At 72.4% G+C, this 18,079-nt stretch carries 15 protein-coding genes; 7 read left to right on the top strand and 8 right to left on the bottom strand.

Going from position 1 to position 18,079, the window contains the following annotated elements; genetic code table 11:
- The 3 genes from ACEZDE_RS20300 to ACEZDE_RS20290 all read left to right on the top strand — a co-directional run.
- Positions 1-541, top strand: a 541-nt coding sequence (locus ACEZDE_RS20300) for a flavodoxin-dependent (E)-4-hydroxy-3-methylbut-2-enyl-diphosphate synthase (protein WP_380537743.1), incomplete at its 5' end; no start/stop codon positions are given.
- A 55-nt stretch (positions 542-596) separates the two neighbouring features.
- Positions 597-2,552 carry a 1-deoxy-D-xylulose-5-phosphate synthase gene (dxs, locus tag ACEZDE_RS20295; protein ID WP_380537741.1) on the top strand — a complete coding sequence of 652 codons (1,956 nt, stop codon included), beginning with the start codon at positions 597-599 and terminating at the stop codon, positions 2,550-2,552.
- Positions 2,542-3,954: an aspartate aminotransferase family protein gene (locus ACEZDE_RS20290; RefSeq protein ID WP_380537739.1), complete on the top strand. Its 1,413-nt coding sequence runs from the start codon at positions 2,542-2,544 to the stop codon at positions 3,952-3,954. The genes dxs and ACEZDE_RS20290 overlap by 11 nt, the downstream gene beginning before the upstream one ends.
- Before the next feature lie 10 nt (positions 3,955-3,964).
- Here ACEZDE_RS20290 and ACEZDE_RS20285 read toward each other — a convergent pair whose 3' ends face one another.
- The 8 genes from ACEZDE_RS20285 to ACEZDE_RS20250 form a co-directional block, all read right to left on the bottom strand.
- Complete coding sequence (locus tag ACEZDE_RS20285; protein ID WP_380537738.1) at positions 3,965-4,339, bottom strand: hypothetical protein; 375 nt, start codon at positions 4,337-4,339, stop codon at positions 3,965-3,967.
- A gap of 266 nt (positions 4,340-4,605) precedes the next feature.
- Positions 4,606-5,331 carry a phosphatase PAP2 family protein gene (locus tag ACEZDE_RS20280; RefSeq protein ID WP_380537737.1) on the bottom strand — a complete coding sequence of 242 codons (726 nt, stop codon included), beginning with the start codon at positions 5,329-5,331 and terminating at the stop codon, positions 4,606-4,608.
- Positions 5,332-5,810: 479 nt separating this feature from the next.
- Positions 5,811-6,581, bottom strand: a complete 771-nt coding sequence (locus ACEZDE_RS20275) for an SDR family oxidoreductase (protein ID WP_380537736.1) — start codon at positions 6,579-6,581, stop codon at positions 5,811-5,813.
- A gap of 23 nt (positions 6,582-6,604) precedes the next feature.
- Entirely contained in the window at positions 6,605-7,714 is a 1,110-nt protein-coding gene (locus ACEZDE_RS20270; RefSeq protein WP_380537735.1) for an acyl-CoA dehydrogenase family protein, read from the bottom strand.
- Positions 7,711-8,907: an acyl-CoA dehydrogenase family protein gene (locus ACEZDE_RS20265; RefSeq protein ID WP_380537734.1), complete on the bottom strand. Its 1,197-nt coding sequence runs from the start codon at positions 8,905-8,907 to the stop codon at positions 7,711-7,713. The genes ACEZDE_RS20270 and ACEZDE_RS20265 overlap by 4 nt, the downstream gene beginning before the upstream one ends.
- Before the next feature lie 80 nt (positions 8,908-8,987).
- Entirely contained in the window at positions 8,988-9,749 is a 762-nt protein-coding gene (gene fabG / locus ACEZDE_RS20260) for a 3-oxoacyl-ACP reductase FabG (RefSeq protein WP_380537733.1), read from the bottom strand.
- A gap of 46 nt (positions 9,750-9,795) precedes the next feature.
- Positions 9,796-11,016: an acyl-CoA dehydrogenase family protein gene (locus ACEZDE_RS20255; protein WP_380537732.1), complete on the bottom strand. Its 1,221-nt coding sequence runs from the start codon at positions 11,014-11,016 to the stop codon at positions 9,796-9,798.
- Positions 11,016-12,053 (bottom strand): phosphotransferase family protein, encoded by a 1,038-nt coding sequence (locus ACEZDE_RS20250; RefSeq protein ID WP_380537731.1) that lies wholly within the window; start codon positions 12,051-12,053, stop codon positions 11,016-11,018. The genes ACEZDE_RS20255 and ACEZDE_RS20250 overlap by 1 nt, the downstream gene beginning before the upstream one ends.
- 210 nt (positions 12,054-12,263) lie before the next feature.
- On the opposite strand from ACEZDE_RS20250, the gene ACEZDE_RS20245 reads away from it, so the two are divergent.
- The 4 genes from ACEZDE_RS20245 (at position 12,264) to ACEZDE_RS20230 (ending at position 17,876) form a co-directional block, all read left to right on the top strand.
- Positions 12,264-12,914 (top strand): TetR/AcrR family transcriptional regulator, encoded by a 651-nt coding sequence (locus ACEZDE_RS20245; protein WP_380537757.1) that lies wholly within the window; start codon positions 12,264-12,266, stop codon positions 12,912-12,914.
- Positions 12,915-13,129: 215 nt separating this feature from the next.
- Positions 13,130-14,020 carry a MarR family winged helix-turn-helix transcriptional regulator gene (locus ACEZDE_RS20240; protein ID WP_380537730.1) on the top strand — a complete coding sequence of 297 codons (891 nt, stop codon included), beginning with the start codon at positions 13,130-13,132 and terminating at the stop codon, positions 14,018-14,020.
- A 191-nt stretch (positions 14,021-14,211) separates the two neighbouring features.
- Positions 14,212-16,095 (top strand): ABC transporter transmembrane domain-containing protein, encoded by a 1,884-nt coding sequence (locus tag ACEZDE_RS20235; RefSeq protein WP_380537729.1) that lies wholly within the window; start codon positions 14,212-14,214, stop codon positions 16,093-16,095.
- On the top strand, positions 16,092-17,876 hold the full coding sequence (locus ACEZDE_RS20230; protein ID WP_380537728.1) for an ABC transporter ATP-binding protein: 1,785 nt from the start codon (positions 16,092-16,094) through the stop codon (positions 17,874-17,876). Before ACEZDE_RS20235 ends, ACEZDE_RS20230 begins: the two co-directional genes overlap by 4 nt.
- Positions 17,877-18,079: the final 203 nt, after the last annotated feature.

Raw genomic sequence — 18,079 nt, 5'->3', positions numbered from 1 at the left:
GGCGGCGTCGTGTGATTATCCGTTGCATTTGGGGGTGACGGAGGCGGGTCCGTCGTTCCAGGGGACGATCAAGTCGGCGGTGGCGTTCGGGGCGTTGTTGTCGGAGGGGATCGGGGACACGATTCGGGTCTCGTTGTCGGCGCCGCCGGCGGAGGAGATCAAGGTGGGGAACCAGATCCTGGAGTCGTTGAATCTGCGTCAGCGGGGGTTGGAGATTGTGTCGTGTCCCTCGTGCGGGCGGGCGCAGGTGGATGTGTACAAGCTGGCGGAGGAGGTCACCGCGGGCCTGGAGGGCATGGAGGTGCCGCTGCGCGTCGCGGTGATGGGGTGTGTGGTGAACGGTCCTGGTGAGGCGCGTGAGGCTGATCTGGGGGTGGCGTCGGGGAACGGCAAGGGTCAGATCTTCGTCAAGGGTGAGGTGATCAAGACGGTGCCGGAGTCCAAGATCGTGGAGACGCTGATCGAGGAGGCACTGAAGCTGGCGGAGCAGATGCAGGACGCGGGCGTCCCCTCGGGTGAGCCCACCGTCGCCGTCAGCTGACCTTCCGCTCGAACCAGAACGGCCAACTGCCCTGCGGTAGAACGAAGGTGATCCCATGTTCCTGCTGGAGTCGATCCAAGGCCCCGCCGATCTTCGGATGCTTCCCGCCGACCAGCTGCCCCGGCTCGCGGAGGAGATCCGCGACTTCCTGATCGAGGCCGTCACCCGAACGGGTGGACACCTCGGTCCCAACCTGGGCGTGGTCGAGCTGACCCTCGCGCTGCACCGGGTGTTCGACTCCCCGAGCGACCGGATCCTGTTCGACACCGGCCACCAGAGCTATGTGCACAAGCTGCTCACCGGCCGTCAGGACTTCTCCCGGCTCAAGGCCAAGGGGGGCCTGTCCGGGTACCCGTCCCGGGCCGAGTCGGCGCACGACGTGATCGAGAACTCGCATGCCTCGACGGTGCTGGGCTACGCCGACGGGCTGGCCAAGGCCAACCAGCTGCACGGGCACGGCGACCGGCACGTGGTCGCGGTGATCGGCGACGGCGCGCTGACCGGCGGCATGGCCTGGGAGGCGCTGAACAACATCGCCGAGGCGCAGGACCGCCCGCTGATCATCGTGGTCAACGACAACGAGCGCTCCTACTCGCCCACCATCGGCGGCATGGCCAACCACCTCGCCACCCTGCGCACCACCCAGGGCTACGAGCGCTTCCTGTCCTGGGGCAAGGAGACGCTGCAGCGCACCCCCGGCGTCGGCGCCCCGATCTACGAGGCCCTGCACGGCGCCAAGAAGGGCTTCAAGGACGCGGTCGCCCCGCAGGGCATGTTCGAGGACCTGGGCCTGAAGTACATCGGCCCGATCGACGGCCACGACACCTCGGCGCTGGAGTCCGCGCTGAAGCGCGCCAAGGGCTTCGGCGGCCCGGTGATCGTGCACTGCCTCACCGAGAAGGGCCGCGGCTACCGTCCGGCCGAGCTGGACGAGGCCGACCACTTCCACCAGGTCGGCGCGATCGACCCGATCACCTGCGAGCCGCTGCGCCCGTCCAGCGGGATCTCCTGGACCTCGGTCTTCGGTGGCGAGCTGGTCGAGATCGGCCGCGAGCGCGCCGACGTGGTGGCGATCACCGCCGCCATGCTGGCACCGGTCGGCCTCGGGAAGTTCGCCAAGGAGTTCCCGGAGCGGATCTTCGACGTCGGCATCGCCGAGCAGCACGCGACCGTGAGCGCGGCCGGTCTGGCCACCGGCGGGCTGCACCCGGTGGTGGCGGTCTACGCGACCTTCCTGAACCGGGCCTTCGACCAGGTCCTCATGGACGTCGCCCTGCACAAGTGCGGGGTCACCTTCGTACTGGACCGGGCCGGGGTCACCGGCACCGACGGCGCCAGCCACAACGGCATGTGGGACATGTCCATCCTCCAGGTCGTCCCCGGACTGCGCCTGGCCGCCCCGCGCGACGCCGACCAGCTGCGCGCCGAACTGCGCGAGGCGCTGGACGTGGACGACGCGCCCACCGTGGTCCGCTTCCCCAAGGCCGAGGTCGGCCCGCCGATCCCCGCGGTCGAGCGGGTGGGCGGCGTCGACGTGCTGCTGCGCACGGCGGAGCCGGGCCGTGCGCCGGAGGTGCTGCTGGTCGCGGTCGGCACCATGGCCCCCGCCTGCCTGGACGCCGCGGCGCTGCTGACCGCGGACGGGATCACCGCCACCGTGGTCGACCCGCGCTGGGTCAAGCCGGTCGACCCGGCCCTGACCGAGCTGGCGGCCCGGCACCGGCTGGTGGTCACGGTCGAGGACAACGGCCGGATCGGCGGCGTCGGCGCGGCCGTCGCCATGGCGCTGCGCGACGCCGAGATCGACGTTCCGACGCGCGAACTCGGAATCCCGCAGGAGTTCCTGGTCCACGCCTCGCGGAGTGAGATCCTGGACGAGATCGGGCTGACCGGGCCCGGGATCGCGGCGCAGACCGCCGGCTTCGCCAAGGCGATCGGGCTGGGCCGGCAGCAGTCGGCGGCACGGGTTACCAGCAGCATCACAGGAGGGGATTCCCAGCGTGGCATCTGACACGGCAGCAGCACCAGTCTCCACGGCGTTCGACGTCGCCGCCCTGCTGAAGGAGCGCGGCGCGGAGCGCTACCGGCTGCACAGCGAGCACCTGAACCACCAACTGCCGCGGATGCTGCACACCATCGGCTTCGACAACGTGTACGAGCGGGCCCAGGGCGCCTACTTCTACGACGCCGAGGGCAACGACTACCTCGACATGCTGGCCGGCTTCGGCATCTTCGCGCTCGGCCGGCACCACCCGGTGGTCCGCGGCGCGGTGCACCAGGTGATGGACCTGGAGCTGGCCGACCTGACCCGCTTCGACTGCCAGCCGCTGCCCGGCCTGCTGGCCGAGAAGCTGCTCTCCTACTCCCCGCACCTGGACCGGGTGTTCTTCGGCAACAGCGGGACCGAGGCGGTCGAGACCGCGCTGAAGTTCGCCCGCTACGCCACCGGCAAGCGCAGGATCCTCTACTGCGACCACGCCTTCCACGGGCTGACCACGGGCTCGCTCTCGGTCAACGGCGAGGACGGCTTCCGCAAGGGCTTCGCCCCGCTGCTGCCGGACACCGCGCTGCCGCTGGGCGACCTGGCCGCGCTGGAGCGCGAGCTGAAGAAGGGCGACGTGGCCGCCCTGATCGTGGAGCCGATCCAGGGCAAGGGCGTGCACTCCACCCCGCCCGGCTACCTGAAGGCGGCTCAGGAGCTGCTGCACAAGCACAAGGCACTGCTGATCGCCGACGAGGTGCAGACCGGCATCGGCCGTACCGGCGACTTCTACGCCTACCAGCACGAGGCCGGGGTGGAGCCGGACCTGGTCTGCGCGGCCAAGGCGCTCTCCGGCGGCTACGTCCCGGTCGGGGCGACCCTGGGCAAGGACTGGATCTTCGAGAAGGTCTACTCCTCGATGGACCGGGTGCTGGTGCACTCGGCGAGCTTCGGCTCCAACGCCCAGGCCATGGCGGCGGGGCTCGCCACCCTGCACGTCATGGAGGACGAGCAGGTGGTGGCGAACGCCCGCCGGGTGGGCGACCTCTTCCGGGAGCGGCTCACCGCGCTGAAGCCGAAGTACGAGATGCTGGCCGACGTCCGGGGCCGCGGCCTGATGATCGGCATCGAGTTCGGCCGCCCGCAGTCGCTTAAACTGCGGACCGGCTGGACGGCGCTGCAGGCCGCCCGTAAGGGGTTGTTCGCGCAGATGGTGGTGGTGCCGCTGATGCAGAAGCACCGCATCCTCACCCAGGTCTCCGGGGACCACCTGGAGGTGATCAAGCTGATCCCGCCGCTCACCATCGGCGAGGCCGAGGTGGACCGCTTCGTCGACGCCTTCACCGAGATCATGGACGAGGCGCACAGCGGGACCGGTCTGATGCGGGACTTCGGCAAGACCCTGATCAAGCAGGCGGTGGCGAACCGCTAGCCGTCGGGGGTCAGACCTCCAGGTTCTCCTCGATCTGCTTCATCCGGTGCCGCGCCAGCGCGAGGTTGGCGCGGCTCCGGTCCAGGGCCAGGTAGAGGAAGATCCCCTTGCTGGTGTGCCGGGTCAGCGGCCGGATGATGTGGTACTGACTGGTCAGCGTGATCAGGATGTCCTCGATGGTCTCGTTGTGGAGATTGAGCATCTCCATGGTCCGCATCTTGGCGCGGACCACGTCGGTGTTGCCCGCCGCCGCGACGTTGAGGTCGAGTTCCTTGGTCGAGCCCAGGGTGCCCAGGGCCAAGCCGCTGCTGTAGTCGACGATCGCCACGCCCACCGATCCCTCGACCGACATGGCCTCTTTGAGCGCGGTTTCCATGTTCGACATGTTCGGGCATCCTCCTGAACCACGGTCCGAGCGCGTGGACCGTTTGTGGTCCCCGCAGTCAGGACCCTAGGAGAGGTCTCCAGTGGCACATGCCGCTTGGGCGAAAGTGATCAGAAGGAGCCGGTGATGCGACTGTTTCCGATCGCTGACTGCCTATTGTTGGCCCACTTTTTCGGGGCGCCGCGGCGAGCTGCGGAAATGCACTGTCACTGGGGCCGCACAGCGGAAAAGATCTTCGCCGGGGTGACGAAGCTAACAGCGGACTGTTACCGCACCGAGCCCGACGAGCGCGGCACGGCGGCCCGCTCCCGCTGGGCGGGCAGCTCGACGGCCGGCCGCTCCGACTCCTCCAGCACCCGGGCGGACCAGCCGGGGGCGAACACCCGGAACGCCGTGGCGCAGAGCCGGCGGCGGTCGGCCCAGGCGGTCTGGAAGCGCTGGTCCGCACTGGCCACCACCGGTTCGAACAGCGGCAGCGCCAGCATCACCAGGACACCGGCCGCCCAGCCCGCCAGCACGTCCGAGACCCAGTGGGTACCCAGGTAGATCGTGGTCAGCCCGACACTGAAGCCCATGAAGCCGGCCAGCACGCTTCCGGTGCGGCGTCCGCGGGTTGCCAGGTAGGCGACGACGCCCCAGGTCACCACGGCGTTGGCGGTGTGCCCCGAGGGGAAGATGCCGCCGCCGAAGAAGAGTTCGTTGGAGCCCGCGACGTGGGCGTAGTGCGGGCCGAGCCGGCCCAGGGCGATCTTCACCGCGCCGACCGACATGTTCAGCAGGACCAGGGCCACGCCGAGGACCAGCAGCGGCCGCATGCTCCGGGTGCGCAGCGAGCGCCAGCCCAGCCAGACCGCCACCACGATCGCCGAGGGCCCGCGCTGACCGGTGATCACATACTCGTTGAGGAAGGCCTGCAGCGAGGGCCAGTGCTCGTAGGGCCGGAACATCATCACGGTCCAGTCGAACGCGACCAGGCGAGAGGTCGTCAGCACAGCGATGACGACGACGAGGTAGAAGGCCGAGGTGCCGACGAAGAGGGCCTTGTGGGCACGGCTCAGCGGCCGCCAGCGGAGAGGTCTCTCCGGGGGCCGCGGGGCTCGTGTCTGCGGGCGCTCTAGTAGGGCGACCTCATTCCTCTGGTTACGCACCTGCTCGACGGTACAGTGCGCGGCTGTGGCCGCCGACGGGGTCGAGTTGTTCGTAATAACCATGTGACCTGATTGCGTGACAGTTCTGTGGAAATCCTGCCACTACCCTGCGAATAGCGGTCGGATATGTGAATCCCGGGCGTCAGGAGAGGTCACAGGTCAACGCCGCCACGGCGACGGTAAGAACTCCATGAGAACATATCGGCCGTGCGTTTGACGCGAAATTTATCGAGTTCAGGTACGGCGATTTTCGACCGCTGTCCGATTCCCGGGGAAAGGAATTCCTATTCCCCGGGAACCGTGTTCGGGCCGCCCGGGGCGGCTCAGGCCAGCCCGCCGCCGAGGGTCAGCCCGCCGTCCAGCACCAGGGTCTGACCGGTGATCCAGGAGGCCTGGTCCGACAGCAGGAAGGCGACCGCCGCCCCGACGTCGTCCGGCACGCCCAGCCGCTTCAGCGGGTAGGTGGCCGCGACCTGCTCCTCGTGCCCGGCGAACAGCGCCTCGGCGAAGCGGGTCCTGACCACGGCCGGGGCCACCGCGTTCACCCGGACCGAGGGGGCCAGCTCGAAGGCGAGCTGCTGGGTCAGCTGGATCAGCGCCGCCTTGCTCGCCCCGTACATGCCGATGCCCGGGGCCGGGCCGAGGGCGCTGACCGAGGAGACGTTGACGATCGCGCCGCCGTGCTCGGCCAGCGCGGCCTTGTGCACCAACTGGACCCAGCCCAGCGTGGAGACCAGGTTGATGTCCAGGATCTTGCGGGCAGCGGCCAGGTCCAGATCGACCATGGAGCCGAAGGCCGGGTTGGTGCCGACATTGTTGACCAGCGAGTCGATCCGGCCGAAGCGCTCCATGGCGCGCTCCACCGTCTCGGCCCGGTGCGCCTCGTCATGGCTCTTCCCGGCGACGGCGAGCACCCGCTCCTCGCCGCCGAGCCGGGCCACCGCCTCGGCCAGGCTGCCCGCGTCCCGCCCGGTGATCACCACCCGCTCGCCCCGGGCGACCAGGGCCTGGGCGACGGCCAGGCCGATGCCGCGGCTGGCGCCGGTGATCAGGGCGACCTTCGCCGGGGCCGCTGCGTCGTCGTTCGTTGTCACGGTGCTCGTCTCCTGAGGGACAGTCAGAGGGTGGGGGCGGGGAGGTCGACCAGCGCGGCCAGCCGGGCCCGGTGCCGGTCGGCGGTGCCCAGGGCGATGGAGCCGCTCTTGGCCCGCTTGAGGTAGAGGTGGGCCGGGTGCTCCCAGGTGAAGCCGATGCCGCCGTGCAGCTGCACCGCCTCCTCGGCCGCGGTGACCGCCACCTGCGAGGCGAAGGCCTGCGCCAGCGCCGCCGCGACCGGCAGCTCGGCCGATCCGGTGGCCAGCGCGTCCGCGGCGTTGCGGGCGACCGCGCGCAGCTGGGCCACGGCGACCCAGAGGTCGGCCAGCCGGTGCTTCACCGCCTGGAACGAGCCGACCGGCCGTCCGAACTGGTGACGCTGTTTCACATAGGCCAGCGTGGTCTCCAGTGCCCATTCCGCGACGCCCAGCTGCTCGGACGCCAGCAGCGCCGCGCCCGCGGTCAGCGCCGCGTCCACGGCCCGCAGCGCGGCGTCGCCCTCGGCGACCAGTCGGCCGCTCGCCCCGTCCAGGGCCAGGTCGGCCAGCGGCCGGGTCATGTCCAGGCTGACCACCGGGACGGCGGTGAAGTCGCCGACCGCGTACAGCGCCGGGCCGCCCGCGCCGACGGCGGGGACCAGCAGCACGTCCGCGGTGGTGGCGTCGGCGACCAGCCGTACCGTGCCGTGCAGCAGGCCGTCGGCGTCCACCCGCACGGTGTCGGGGAAGGCCGTGCCGGGCGCGGCGGCGAACGGCACCGCCAGCGCGGCGACGTGCTCGCCGGAGGCGACCGTCGGCAGCAGCACCGTCTCGTCCGCCGCCAGCAGCGCCGCGGTGGCCAGCACCGCGCTGCCCAGGTAGGGGACCGGCGCGGCGGCCCGGCCCAACTCCTCCAGCACCACCGCGGTCTCGCGCCAGCTCGCGCCCGCGCCGCCGGACTTCTCCGGCACCGCGAGCCCGGTCACGCCCAGCTCCACCGACAGCGCCCGCCACAGCGCGGTGTCCACCGGCTGCGCGCTCTCGGTCCGGGCCAGCGTCGCCGACTGCGGGGCCCTGGCGGCGAGCAGCGCCCGCACATTGGCCCGCAGCTCCTGCTCCACCTCGGAGTAGCCGAGGTCGACTGCGTCGGTCATTTCGGCAGGTCCTTCCATGCGACGTCCTTGTCGACCCGGATCTCCTGGGGGAGTCCGAGCACCCGCTCGGCGATGATGTTGCGCAGGATCTCGGAGGTCCCGCCCTCGATCGAGTTGCCCTTGGCCCGCAGGTAGCGGTAGCCGGGGCTGCCGCCCTCCATGGACGGGCGGTCCGGGCGGCGGAAGGTCCAGTCGTCGTAGGCCAGGCCCTCGCCGCCGAGCAGCTCCAGCTCCAGGCCGGAGATCTGCTGGTTCAGCCGGGCGAAGGCGAGCTTGGCGGCGCTGCCCTCGGGGCCCGGCTCGCCCGCGGCGAGCTGCTGGCGCAGCCGCTCCCCGGTCAGCCTGGCCGCCTCGGCGTCCACCCAGAGCCGGAGCAGAGTGTCGTGCAGCCCGGGGGTCCGCAGCTCGGGCCGCTCGCGCCAGGTCCTGGCGCTGATCCCGATCAGCCCGCCTTCACGCGGCATCGCGCTGCCGCCGATGGCGACCCGCTCGTTCATCAGCGTGGTGGTGGCCACCCGCCAGCCGTCGCCGACCGCGCCGAGCCGGTGCGCGTCCGGGATCCGGACGCCGGTCAGGAAGACCTCGTTGAACTCGGCCTCGCCGGTTGCCTGGCGCAGCGGCCGGACGTCGACGCCGGGGGCCTTCATGTCGCAGACGAAGTAGGTCATCCCGGCGTGCTTGGGGACGGTCGGGTCGCTGCGGGTGACCAGGATCGCCCAGTCGGCCTGGTGCGCCATCGAGGTCCACACCTTCTGGCCGTCCACGGTCCAGTTCGCGCCGTCCTCGTCGCGGACCGCGCGGGTGCCCAGCGCAGCCAGGTCGGAGCCCGCGCCCGGCTCGCTGAACAGCTGGCACCAGACCTCCTCGCCGGTCCACAGCGGGCGCAGGAAGCGGGCCCGGGTCTGCTCGTCGCCGAAGGCGAGGATGGTCGGCGCGGCCATGCCGAGGCCGATGCCGTGCCGACCGGGGTCGAGCACCGGCGCTCCGGCCGCGGCGAACTCGTCGTTGACGGCCTGCTGCAGCGAGCGCGGGGCGCCCTGGCCGCCGAGGCCTTCGGGGAAGTGGATCCAGGCGAGCCCGGCGTCGTAGCGGGCCCCGAGGAAGTCGGTGACCGGGGTGGTGGCCGGGTCGTGCGCGGTGAGGAACGCGCGGACGGCGGCGCGCAGCCCGGCTTCGGTGGGGGGTGTGCTCATGGGTGAAGCCCTCTCGGCGGTGAGCGGGGCGGGAAGGGAAGTCCGGTGCGCCGCCGCTGCGGGCGGCGCACCGGGGAGCGCTAATCCAGGGGGCCGCCGGCGACGTAGACCACCTGGCCGGAGACGAAGCCCGCGCCCTCGCTGACCAGGAACGAGACGGTGTGCGCGATGTCGTCGGGGACGCCGACCCGGCCCACCGGGATCTGGGTGGCGGCCATGGCCTTGAAGTCGTCGAAGCCGAGGCCGACCCGCTCGGCGGTCTGCGCGGTCATGTCGGTGGCGATGAAGCCGGGGGCGACCGCGTTGGCGGTGACGCCGAACTTGCCGAGCTCCTTGGCCAGGGTCTTGGTGAAGCCCTGCAGCCCGGCCTTGGCGGCGGAGTAGTTGGCCTGGCCGCGGTTGCCCAGCGCGGACGAGGAGGACAGGTTGACGATCCGTCCGTAGCCGGCGTCGACCATGTGCTTCTGCACGGCCTTGGACATCAGGAACGCGCCCTTGAGGTGCACGTTCATGACCGTGTCCCAGTCCAGCTCGGACATCTTGAACAGCAGGTTGTCGCGCAGCACGCCGGCGTTGTTGACCAGCACGGTCGGCGCGCCCAGCTCGGCGGCGATCCGGGCGACGGCCGCGGCGACCTGCTCGGCGCTGCTGACGTCGGCGCCCACGGCGAGGGCCCGGCCGCCGGCCGCGGTGATCTTCTCGACGGTGTCCTTGCCGGCCGCCTCCTCCAGGTCCACCACGGCCACGGCGAAGCCGTCGGCGGCGAGGCGGATCGCGGTGGCGGCGCCGATGCCGCGGGCCGCGCCGGTGACGATGGCGACGCGCTGGGTCTGGTCAGTCATGGTTGCTGTCAGTCCTTCGATCGGGTGAGGGTGGGGTGAGCGGACGTCAGTTGGCCGGTGCGGCCAGGTCGGCGCGGTAGGGCTTCAGCTCGCGGTGGGCCAGCGAGCGGCGGTGCACCTCGTCCGGTCCGTCCGCGAAACGCAGCGTACGGGCCGAGGCCCAGAGCTGGGCGAGCGGGAAGTCCTGGGAGATCCCGCCGCCGCCGTGGGCCTGGATGGCCTTGTCCAGGATCCACTCGACGGTGGCCGGGGTGGCGATCTTGATGGCCTGGATCTCGGTGTGCGCGCCCTTGTTGCCGACGGTGTCCATCAGCCAGGCGGTCTTCAGCACCAGCAGCCGCAGCTGCTCGATCCGGACCCGGGACTCGGCGATCCACTCCTGGACCACGCCCTGCTCGGCCAACGGCTTGCCGAAGGCGGTCCTGGACACGGCCCGACGGCACATCAGTTCGAGGCCGCGCTCGGCCATCCCGATCAGCCGCATGCAGTGGTGGATCCGGCCGGGCCCCAGCCGCGCCTGGGCGATGGCGAAGCCCTCGCCCTCCCCGGCGATCAGGTTCTCGGCCGGCACCCGGACGTTGTCGAAGACGATCTCGGCGTGGCCGCCGTGTGCGCCGTCGGTGTAGCCGAACACATGCATTCCGCGCCGGATCTCCACACCCGGGGTGTCCCGGGGCACCAGGATCATGCTCTGCTGCCGGTGCTTGGCGGCGTCCGGGTCGGTGCGGCCCATCACGATCAGGATCTCGCAGGCCGGGTCCATCGCGCCGGAGGACCACCACTTGCGGCCGTTGACCAGGTAGGAGTCGCCGTCCCGCTCGATCCGGGTGGCGATGTTGGCCGCGTCGGAGGAGGCGACCTCCGGCTCGGTCATGCAGAAGGCGGACCGGATCTCGCCCTCCAGCAGCGGGGCCAGCCAGCGCTTCTGCTGCTCCGGACTGCCGAACTGGGCCAGCAGCTCCATGTTGCCGGTGTCCGGGGCGGCGCAGTTCAGCGCCTCGGGGGCGAGGTTCGGGCTGCGCCCGGTGATCTCGGCCAGCGGCGCGTACTGCAGGTTGGTCAGCCCGGCGCCGTGCTCGGGATCGGGAAGGAAGAGATTCCACAGCCCGCGCCGACGCGCCTCGGCCTTGAGCTCCGCCATCACCGCCGGACGGGACCACTCGTCGGTCGCGGCGGCGAACGGCTCGGCCGGGTAGACCTTCTCGTCCATGAAGGCGAGCAGCTGCTGCTGCAGTTCGCGGGTCCGGTCGTCGTAAAGGAAGTCCATCAGTGCGCCTCCAGTGTGAGCAGGGTCTCCAGGGCGGCGGTGACCAGCAGCGGCACCATCCCGCCGATGTGGGAGAAGCCCTCCCCGACGGTCTTGCCCTGGATGTAGCGGAAGTGGATGCCCTCGGAGATGACCGCGAGCTTGTAGGCGGCGAAGGCGGTGTACCAGGGCAGGGGGGTCAGGTCCAGGCCGGTGCGTCCGGCGTAGTGCCCGGCCAGCTCGTCCATGCCGGGGAAGCCGGCGGCGGGGCTGACCGCCTGGGCCACCGGGTTGCCGGGGATGCCGGCCGCGATCTCCCAGTACACCTTCATCAGGCCCAGGTCCGCGAGTGGGTCGCCGAGCGCCGCCATCTCCCAGTCCAGCACCCCGGCGATGGTGTCATCGGCGCTGACAATGGTGTTGTCGAGGCGGTAGTCCCCGTGCACGATCGTGCTCCGCTGGCTTGCCGGGATGCCCTGTTCGAGCCGTCGCTGCAGCTCGTCCATCCCCGGGATGTCGCGGCTCCGGGACGCCTCGAACTGCCGCAGCCAGCGCGAGACCTGACGCTGCAGATAGCCCTCGGGGCGGCCGAAGCCGTCCAGGCCGACGCTCGCCGGGTCGATCGAGTGCAGCTCGGCCAGCACGTCCATGAGCCGGAACGAGACGGCCCTGGCCCGGTCCCGGCCGAGCCCCGCGGCGTCCTCGGCGCTGCGGTAGACCGTGCCCGGCACCTCGTCCATCAGGTAGAAGGGCGCGCCGAGCACCTCGGCGTCGGTGCAGAGCAGGTGCACCCCGGGGACCGGGACTGCGGTCCCGGTCAGCGCGGAGATCACCCGGTACTCGCGGGACATGTCGTGCGCGGTGGCCAGCACGTGCCCCAGCGGCGGACGGCGCAGCACCCAGCGGTGCCGGTCGTCGCGCAGGGTGTAGGTGAGGTTGGACTTGCCGCCGGCGATCAGCTCCGCCCGGAGCGGTCCGGCGGCGAGACCGGGGTGGTCGCGGTCCAGGTAGGCCCGCAGCAGTTCCAGGTCAAGACCTGGAAGACGTTGCTCGGACATGCGTTCCTCCTGGCTCGGGATGCGGCAGAGTTGGCCTGTGCCGCCGCTGCCGCCACCATACCGACTGGTAGGTATGTCGGCTAGAGTGGCACATGACACACTCGTGGACATCACACCGGCGCCGCACGGAACGCCGGTGCCGCACAGGAGGGGGCCGACGTGGCCGCAGCACGCAGGGCCGTCGGAAGCCGGGGCAGCCGCGCCGCGGTGCTGCCGGGACCGGGCCAGGAGGAGGCGGAGGCCCCGGGCGACTCCGCGCCGGTCCAGGAGCGCCTGCTCGCCGCCGCCAGCCGGCTGTTCGCCGAACGCGGCTTCGCGCTGACCTCGGTCCAGGAGATCGTCGAGCGGGCCGGCGTCACCAAGGGCGCGATGTACCACTACTACGCGTCCAAGGACGACCTGCTGCAGCAGATCTACGCCCGGCTGCTGGCCGGGCAGACCGTCCGGCTGGCCGCCATCGCCGACGCCCCGGGCCTGCCGGTCCGCGAGCGGCTCCGCGCCGCCGCCGCCGACCTGGTGGTCAGCACCCTGGAGAACCTGGACGACGCCACCGTGTCCTGGCGCTCGATGCACATGCTCCCGCCGGACCGGCTGGCCCAGGTGCGGCTGGAGCGGCGGCGCTTCCACGAGCGGTTCCGGGCGCTGATCGAGCAGGGGCAGCAGGAGGGGGTGCTGCGCCGGGACATCTCCGCGGACCTCGTGGCGCACCAGTTCTTCGGCGGCGTGCACCACCTCGGGGCCTGGTACCACGCGGACGGCCAGCTCGCCCCGGAGTCCATCGGGGAAACCTTTGCCGACTTGTTGCTCAGAGGGCTGGATGATCGGGTCGGACCGGAATCGACCATCCCGGATCACGATTAGGCCGCAGGTCCTTTGGGCGTGTCGCCTGGCTTCGGTTGGTTTGTATAGTGTGCGCCAGCAGCCGTCGGCTGCTCGGCCGAACCACCCGCACACAAAGCTCTCACATGGAGCCGCGGGAAGCGGGTACGCCGCTGCCATGCCGTATGTGCTTCCCCACAGGAGCCGTACGAAGGCGTAGACATGAGGACGGTTCCATGGTTCTGGGGGAGATCGACATGACGGGTTCTCCACTCCGCCTCTCTCAGGCGCCTGGGCAGCTGATCCGGATAGCCCAGCAGGTGCACACCCGGCTCTGGGCCGAGTACGTCGGCCACGAGCTGACAGCGCCGCAGTACGCGGCGCTGATCGCGCTGGCCGTCGAACCGGGGGCGGACCAGCGCACAGTGGGGGAGCGGGCGTCGCTGGACAAGGCGACGATGGCGGAGATGGTCGGCAGGCTGGTGCGCCGGGGGCTGGTGCTGCGGCGCCGTGACCCGGCCGACGGCCGGCGCAAGCTGCTCACCCTCTCGCCGCTCGGGACACAGCTGGTCGCGGACGTCTCCCCGGGTGTCGCACGGGTGCAGCAGGGGCTGCTGGAGCCGCTGACCGAGGCCCAGCGCTGCGAGCTGATGACCGGGCTGGCCCGGATGGCCCGGATGGAGGACGTGGCGCTGGAGACCATGGTCGAGGCCAGGCCGATCCTGGACGCCCCGCGCGTCGTCGGCTACCTGATCAGGGTCGCCCAGCAGGTGCACACCCGGCTCTGGGCCGAGCAGGCCTCGGCCGAGCTGACCGCGCCGCAGCACGCGGTGCTGGCCGCGCTCGCCGAGGAGCCCGGCATCGACCAGCGCACCGTCGGCGAGCGGGCGTCGCTGGACAAGGCCACCATGGCCGAACTGGTGAGCCGACTGGTCCGCCGTGGCCTGGTGCTGCGCCGCCGCGACCCGGCTGACGGCCGGCGCAACCTGCTCGCGCTGTCACCCGCCGGGGCGAACCTGCTGGACCAGGTCGGCCCCGGGGTCCGGGCGGTGCAGGCCCACCTGCTCTCGCCGCTGGACCAGCCCGAGCGCGAGCGGGTGGTGGAACTGCTGGCCGCGGTGGCCCGGCTGTCCGAGCCGGTCGAGTAGCGGCGGGCCCGGCCGCGGTTCGCCCGCGGCCGTAATTCGCTTGCGGGCGCGCGGGCGATGGCGGATCGTCACGGGGTATGCGTACTTCCTGACGTGACGTCATCGCCCGCGCCCCCGTGTCCTCGCCCGTTGTGCGAGTGACCCTTCGGGGTGCGCGGCTCCGCCCGCCCATTCCGACTTGACGGAGCGTCATGTCTCTGTTGCACCTGCCCATGCCCGATCCCGGCCGCCCCGACCTGCGGTCACCGCTGCGGCTGCTGGCCTGGTTGGGCCGCTCCCAGCGGCGCGGCCAACTGCTCTCCGTGCTTTGGGGCTCCCTGCTGATGGGGGCCCAGGCGGCCACCCCGTTCCTGGTCGGCGTCGGCGTCCAGGGCGCGATCGACCACCGGGCCGGGCGGATCTGGCTGGCCGGCTCCTGCGCCCTGCTGCTCGGCCTGGTCCAGTGCGCCGGGTCGGTGCTGCTGCACCGCCAGGCGGTCTGGAACTGGGTCACCGCCGCCTCCCAGGTCCGCCAACTGGTGGCCAGGCAGGCCTCCGCGCTCGGCGCGGGGCTGTCCCGGCGGATCGCCACCGGCGAGATCGTCGCGGTCAGCTCCGGCGACGTCGAGCGGATCGGCTGGTTCGTCGAGGTCAGCTCCCGCTGCGGGGCGGCCGTGGTGGTCTGGCTCGGCGTCTCCGCGGTGGTGCTGGCCCGCGAGCCTCGGCTCGGCCTCGCGGTGCTGCTCGGCGTCCCGGCGCTGGCCGCCTCGGTCTGGCCGCTGCTCCGCCCGCTGGAGGTCCGCTTCACCCGGCAGCGCGAACTCGGCGGGAAGGCAGCTGAGTTGGCCGCCGACACGGTGGCCGGGCTGCGGGTGCTGCGCGGCATCGGCGGCGAGGAGCTGTTCCTGGACCGCTACCGCACCGCCTCCCAGCGGGTCCGCGCCGCGGCGGTGCGGACGGCCCGCACCTGGTCCCTGATGCAGGCTCAGCAGGTGCTGCTGCCGGGCATGTTCGTGGTCGGCACCACCTGGTACGGCGCGCACCTGGTGGTCACCGGGCAGATCGGGGTCGGCGAACTGGTCGCCGTCTACGGCGCCTGCGCCTTCCTGGCCGGGCCGCTGCGGATCCTCGGCGAGACCGCCGAGGCCTGGACCGCGGCCAGGGTCGCCGCGGACCGCGCCGTCCGGGTGCTCGCGGTGGCCCGCGACCAGCCCGGCGACGGGACCGAGCCGGAACCGCTCGCCGACCCCGGCCGCGCCGACCTGCACGACCCGTCCACCGGGCTGACCGCGGTGGCGGGCCGGTTCACTGCGGTGGTCTGCGGCGACCCGGACCTGGCCGGAGCCGTCGCGGCCCGGCTCGGCGGGCACGTGCCGAGCGACCTCGCGGGCGCGGGGGCCGCCGCGGGGGCGGCTGCGGGAGCCGCTGTACGGGTCGCGTCGGCGACGCTGGGCGGGCGGCAGCTGGACCGGCTGCCGCTGGACGCGGCCAGGGCGGCGGTCCTGGTCCACGACAAGGACCCGGTGCTGCTCTCCGGCACCCTGGCGGAACTGTTCGACATCCCCAGGTCGGGCCGGGTAGACCCGGCCGACGCGCTCGCCGCGGCCTGCGCCGAGGACGTCCTGGACGCGCTGGCGGACGCCTCGCCCGCGGCCGGGGGCGACCCGATGCGGGCCCGGATCACCGAGCGCGGACGCTCGCTCTCCGGCGGCCAGCGGCAGCGGCTAGCGCTGGCCAGGGCGCTGGTCGCGGACCCGCCGGTGCTGGTCCTGGACGAGCCCACCAGCGCGGTGGACTCGCACACCGAGAGCCGGGTCGCGGCCGGCGTCGCCGCCCTGCGCGAGGGCAGGACCACGGTGGTCTTCGCGACCAGCCCGCTGATCCTGGACCGGGCCGACCGGGTGGTGCTGCTCCAGGGCGGCCGGGTCGCCGCGCAGGGCCCGCACCGCGAACTGATGCACCGCCACCCCGGCTACCGGGCGGTGGTCACCCGCGAGGAGCCGGAGCCAGCCGAGGTTGCGGCTGAGGTCGCGGTTGGAGCGGCCGGACCGGCCGCATTCACGGAGTCGATGGGATCGATGGAGGAGAGCCGATGAGGGCCCCGGAACGTCCGGCCGAGCAGACCGCGACCATGCTGCCGGTCGGCTCGCCCGCCACCGTGCGCGACTACCTGCGGCTGCTCGCCGTCCGGCACCGCCGGGGCTTCGGCACGGTGGTCGGGCTGCACTCGGTGGGCGCGGCGGCCGGACTGGTCGGCCCCTGGGTGCTCGGCGACCTGGTCGAGCGGCTCGGCCCGCGCACCACCGAGGGCTACATCGCCCAGGCCGCGCTGTTCTACCTGGGCGCGCTGCTGGTGCAGGCGGTCTTCACCGGCCTGTCCCGACTCCGCGGCGGCATCCTCGGCGAGGAGATCCTGGCCGACCTGCGCGAGGACTTCCTGGTCCGCTCGGTGGCCCTGCCGCCCGGCGTCCTGGAACGGGCCGGCACCGGGGACCTGGTCTCCCGCGCCACCACCGACGTCGACCGGCTGGCCACCTCGGTCCGCGACGCGCTGCCCGAACTGTCGGTCGCGGTGGTCTCGCTGGTGCTGATCCTCGGCGCGCTGCTGGTCACCTCGCCGCTGCTGGCGGTCACCGCGCTGGTCGGCGCCCCGCTGCTGCTGGCCGGCTGCCGCTGGTACTACCGGCGCGCCCCGCAGGCCTACCGGGACGAGTCGGCCGCGTACGCGGCGATCAACACCGTGCTGGCCGAGACCGTGGACGCCGGCCAGACGGTGGAGGCGCTGCGGCTCGGCGACGACCGGGTGGAGCTGACCGACGCCCGGATCCGGCACTGGATCTCCTGGTCCCGGTACACCCTGTGGCTGCGCACGGTCTTCTTCCCGACCGTCGACTTCCCCTACACGCTCTGCCTGATCGCCACCCTCACCTTCGGCGGCATCTACACCCTGCACGGCTGGACCACCCCGGGCCAGCTCACCACCGGAGTGCTCTACGCACAGATGCTCACCGGGCCGGTCGACATGATCCTGCGCTGGTACGACGAGCTGCAGATCGGCCAGGCCTCGATGGCCCGCCTGGTCGGCGTCCGGGAGATCCCCGACGCCGACTCCGACGACGCCCTGCACCCGAGCGGGCGCACGGTCCGGGCCGACCTGGTCCGCTTCGGCTACCGCGAGGGCGCGGACGTGCTGCACGGGATCAGCCTGGCGGTGGAGCCGGGCAGCAGGATCGCCCTGGTCGGCCCCTCCGGCGCGGGGAAGTCCACGCTGGGGCGGCTGCTGGCGGGCATCTACACCCCGCGGACCGGCGAGGTCACCCTGGGCGGCGCGCGGCTGGCGGCGATGCCGGCGGAACGGGTCAGGGCCCAGGTCGCGCTGGTCAACCAGGAGCACCACGTCTTCGTCGGCACGCTCCGGGACAACCTGCGGCTGGCCCGGCCGGAGGCGGACGACCGGGAACTGCGCGGGGCGCTGGACGCGGTGGACGCGGGGGAGTGGTTCGAGGCGCTTCCGGACGGCCTCGACACCGAGGTCGGCTCCGGCGGCGGGACCCAGCTGACACCGCCTCAGGCGCAGCAGCTGGCGCTGGCCCGGCTGGTCCTCGCCGACCCGCACACCCTGGTCCTGGACGAGGCCACCTCGCTGCTGGACCCGCGCGCGGCCCGACACCTGGAACGCTCGTTGGCCCGGGTCCTGCACGGCCGTACGGTGATCGCCATCGCCCACCGGCTGCACACCGCGCACGACGCCGACCGGATCGCCGTGGTGGAGGGCGGCCGCATCACCGAGTACGGCAGCCACCCGGAACTGATCGCCGCGGACGGCCCCTACGCCGCCCTCTGGCACTCCTGGCGCGACGAGGCCACAACCCGCTGACGCGGGGGCCCCTGCGGGGCGGGCGGGGCTGCGCCCCTGGCCCCTGCGGGGCGGGCGGGGCTGCGCCCCTGGCCCCTGCGGGGCGGGCGGGGCTGCGCCCCTGGCCCCTGCGGGGCGGGCGGGGCTGCGCCCCTGGCCCCTGCGGGGCGGGCTCTCGCCGGGGGCGGATGTTCAGGGCGACGGTGCGTGTCCCGCGCTCGGGG

The sequence above is a fragment of the Streptacidiphilus cavernicola genome (genome assembly GCF_042510955.1).
In the GTDB taxonomy this organism is placed as follows: Bacteria; Actinomycetota; Actinomycetes; order Streptomycetales; family Streptomycetaceae; genus Streptacidiphilus; species Streptacidiphilus cavernicola.
This window is presented reverse-complemented; position numbering and strand designations above follow the sequence as displayed.

Coding starts and splice junctions, on each gene's coding strand:
- ACEZDE_RS20255 (WP_380537732.1), bottom strand. CDS start 11,016: ATGGACTTCCTTTACGACGACCGGACCCGCGAACTGCAGCAGCAGCTG.
- ACEZDE_RS20285 (WP_380537738.1), bottom strand. CDS start 4,339: ATGTCGAACATGGAAACCGCGCTCAAAGAGGCCATGTCGGTCGAGGGA.
- ACEZDE_RS20270 (WP_380537735.1), bottom strand. CDS start 7,714: ATGACCGACGCAGTCGACCTCGGCTACTCCGAGGTGGAGCAGGAGCTG.
- dxs (WP_380537741.1), top strand. CDS start 597: ATGTTCCTGCTGGAGTCGATCCAAGGCCCCGCCGATCTTCGGATGCTT.
- ACEZDE_RS20265 (WP_380537734.1), bottom strand. CDS start 8,907: ATGAGCACACCCCCCACCGAAGCCGGGCTGCGCGCCGCCGTCCGCGCG.
- ACEZDE_RS20235 (WP_380537729.1), top strand. CDS start 14,212: ATGTCTCTGTTGCACCTGCCCATGCCCGATCCCGGCCGCCCCGACCTG.
- ACEZDE_RS20250 (WP_380537731.1), bottom strand. CDS start 12,053: ATGTCCGAGCAACGTCTTCCAGGTCTTGACCTGGAACTGCTGCGGGCC.
- ACEZDE_RS20230 (WP_380537728.1), top strand. CDS start 16,092: ATGAGGGCCCCGGAACGTCCGGCCGAGCAGACCGCGACCATGCTGCCG.
- fabG (WP_380537733.1), bottom strand. CDS start 9,749: ATGACTGACCAGACCCAGCGCGTCGCCATCGTCACCGGCGCGGCCCGC.
- ACEZDE_RS20240 (WP_380537730.1), top strand. CDS start 13,130: ATGACGGGTTCTCCACTCCGCCTCTCTCAGGCGCCTGGGCAGCTGATC.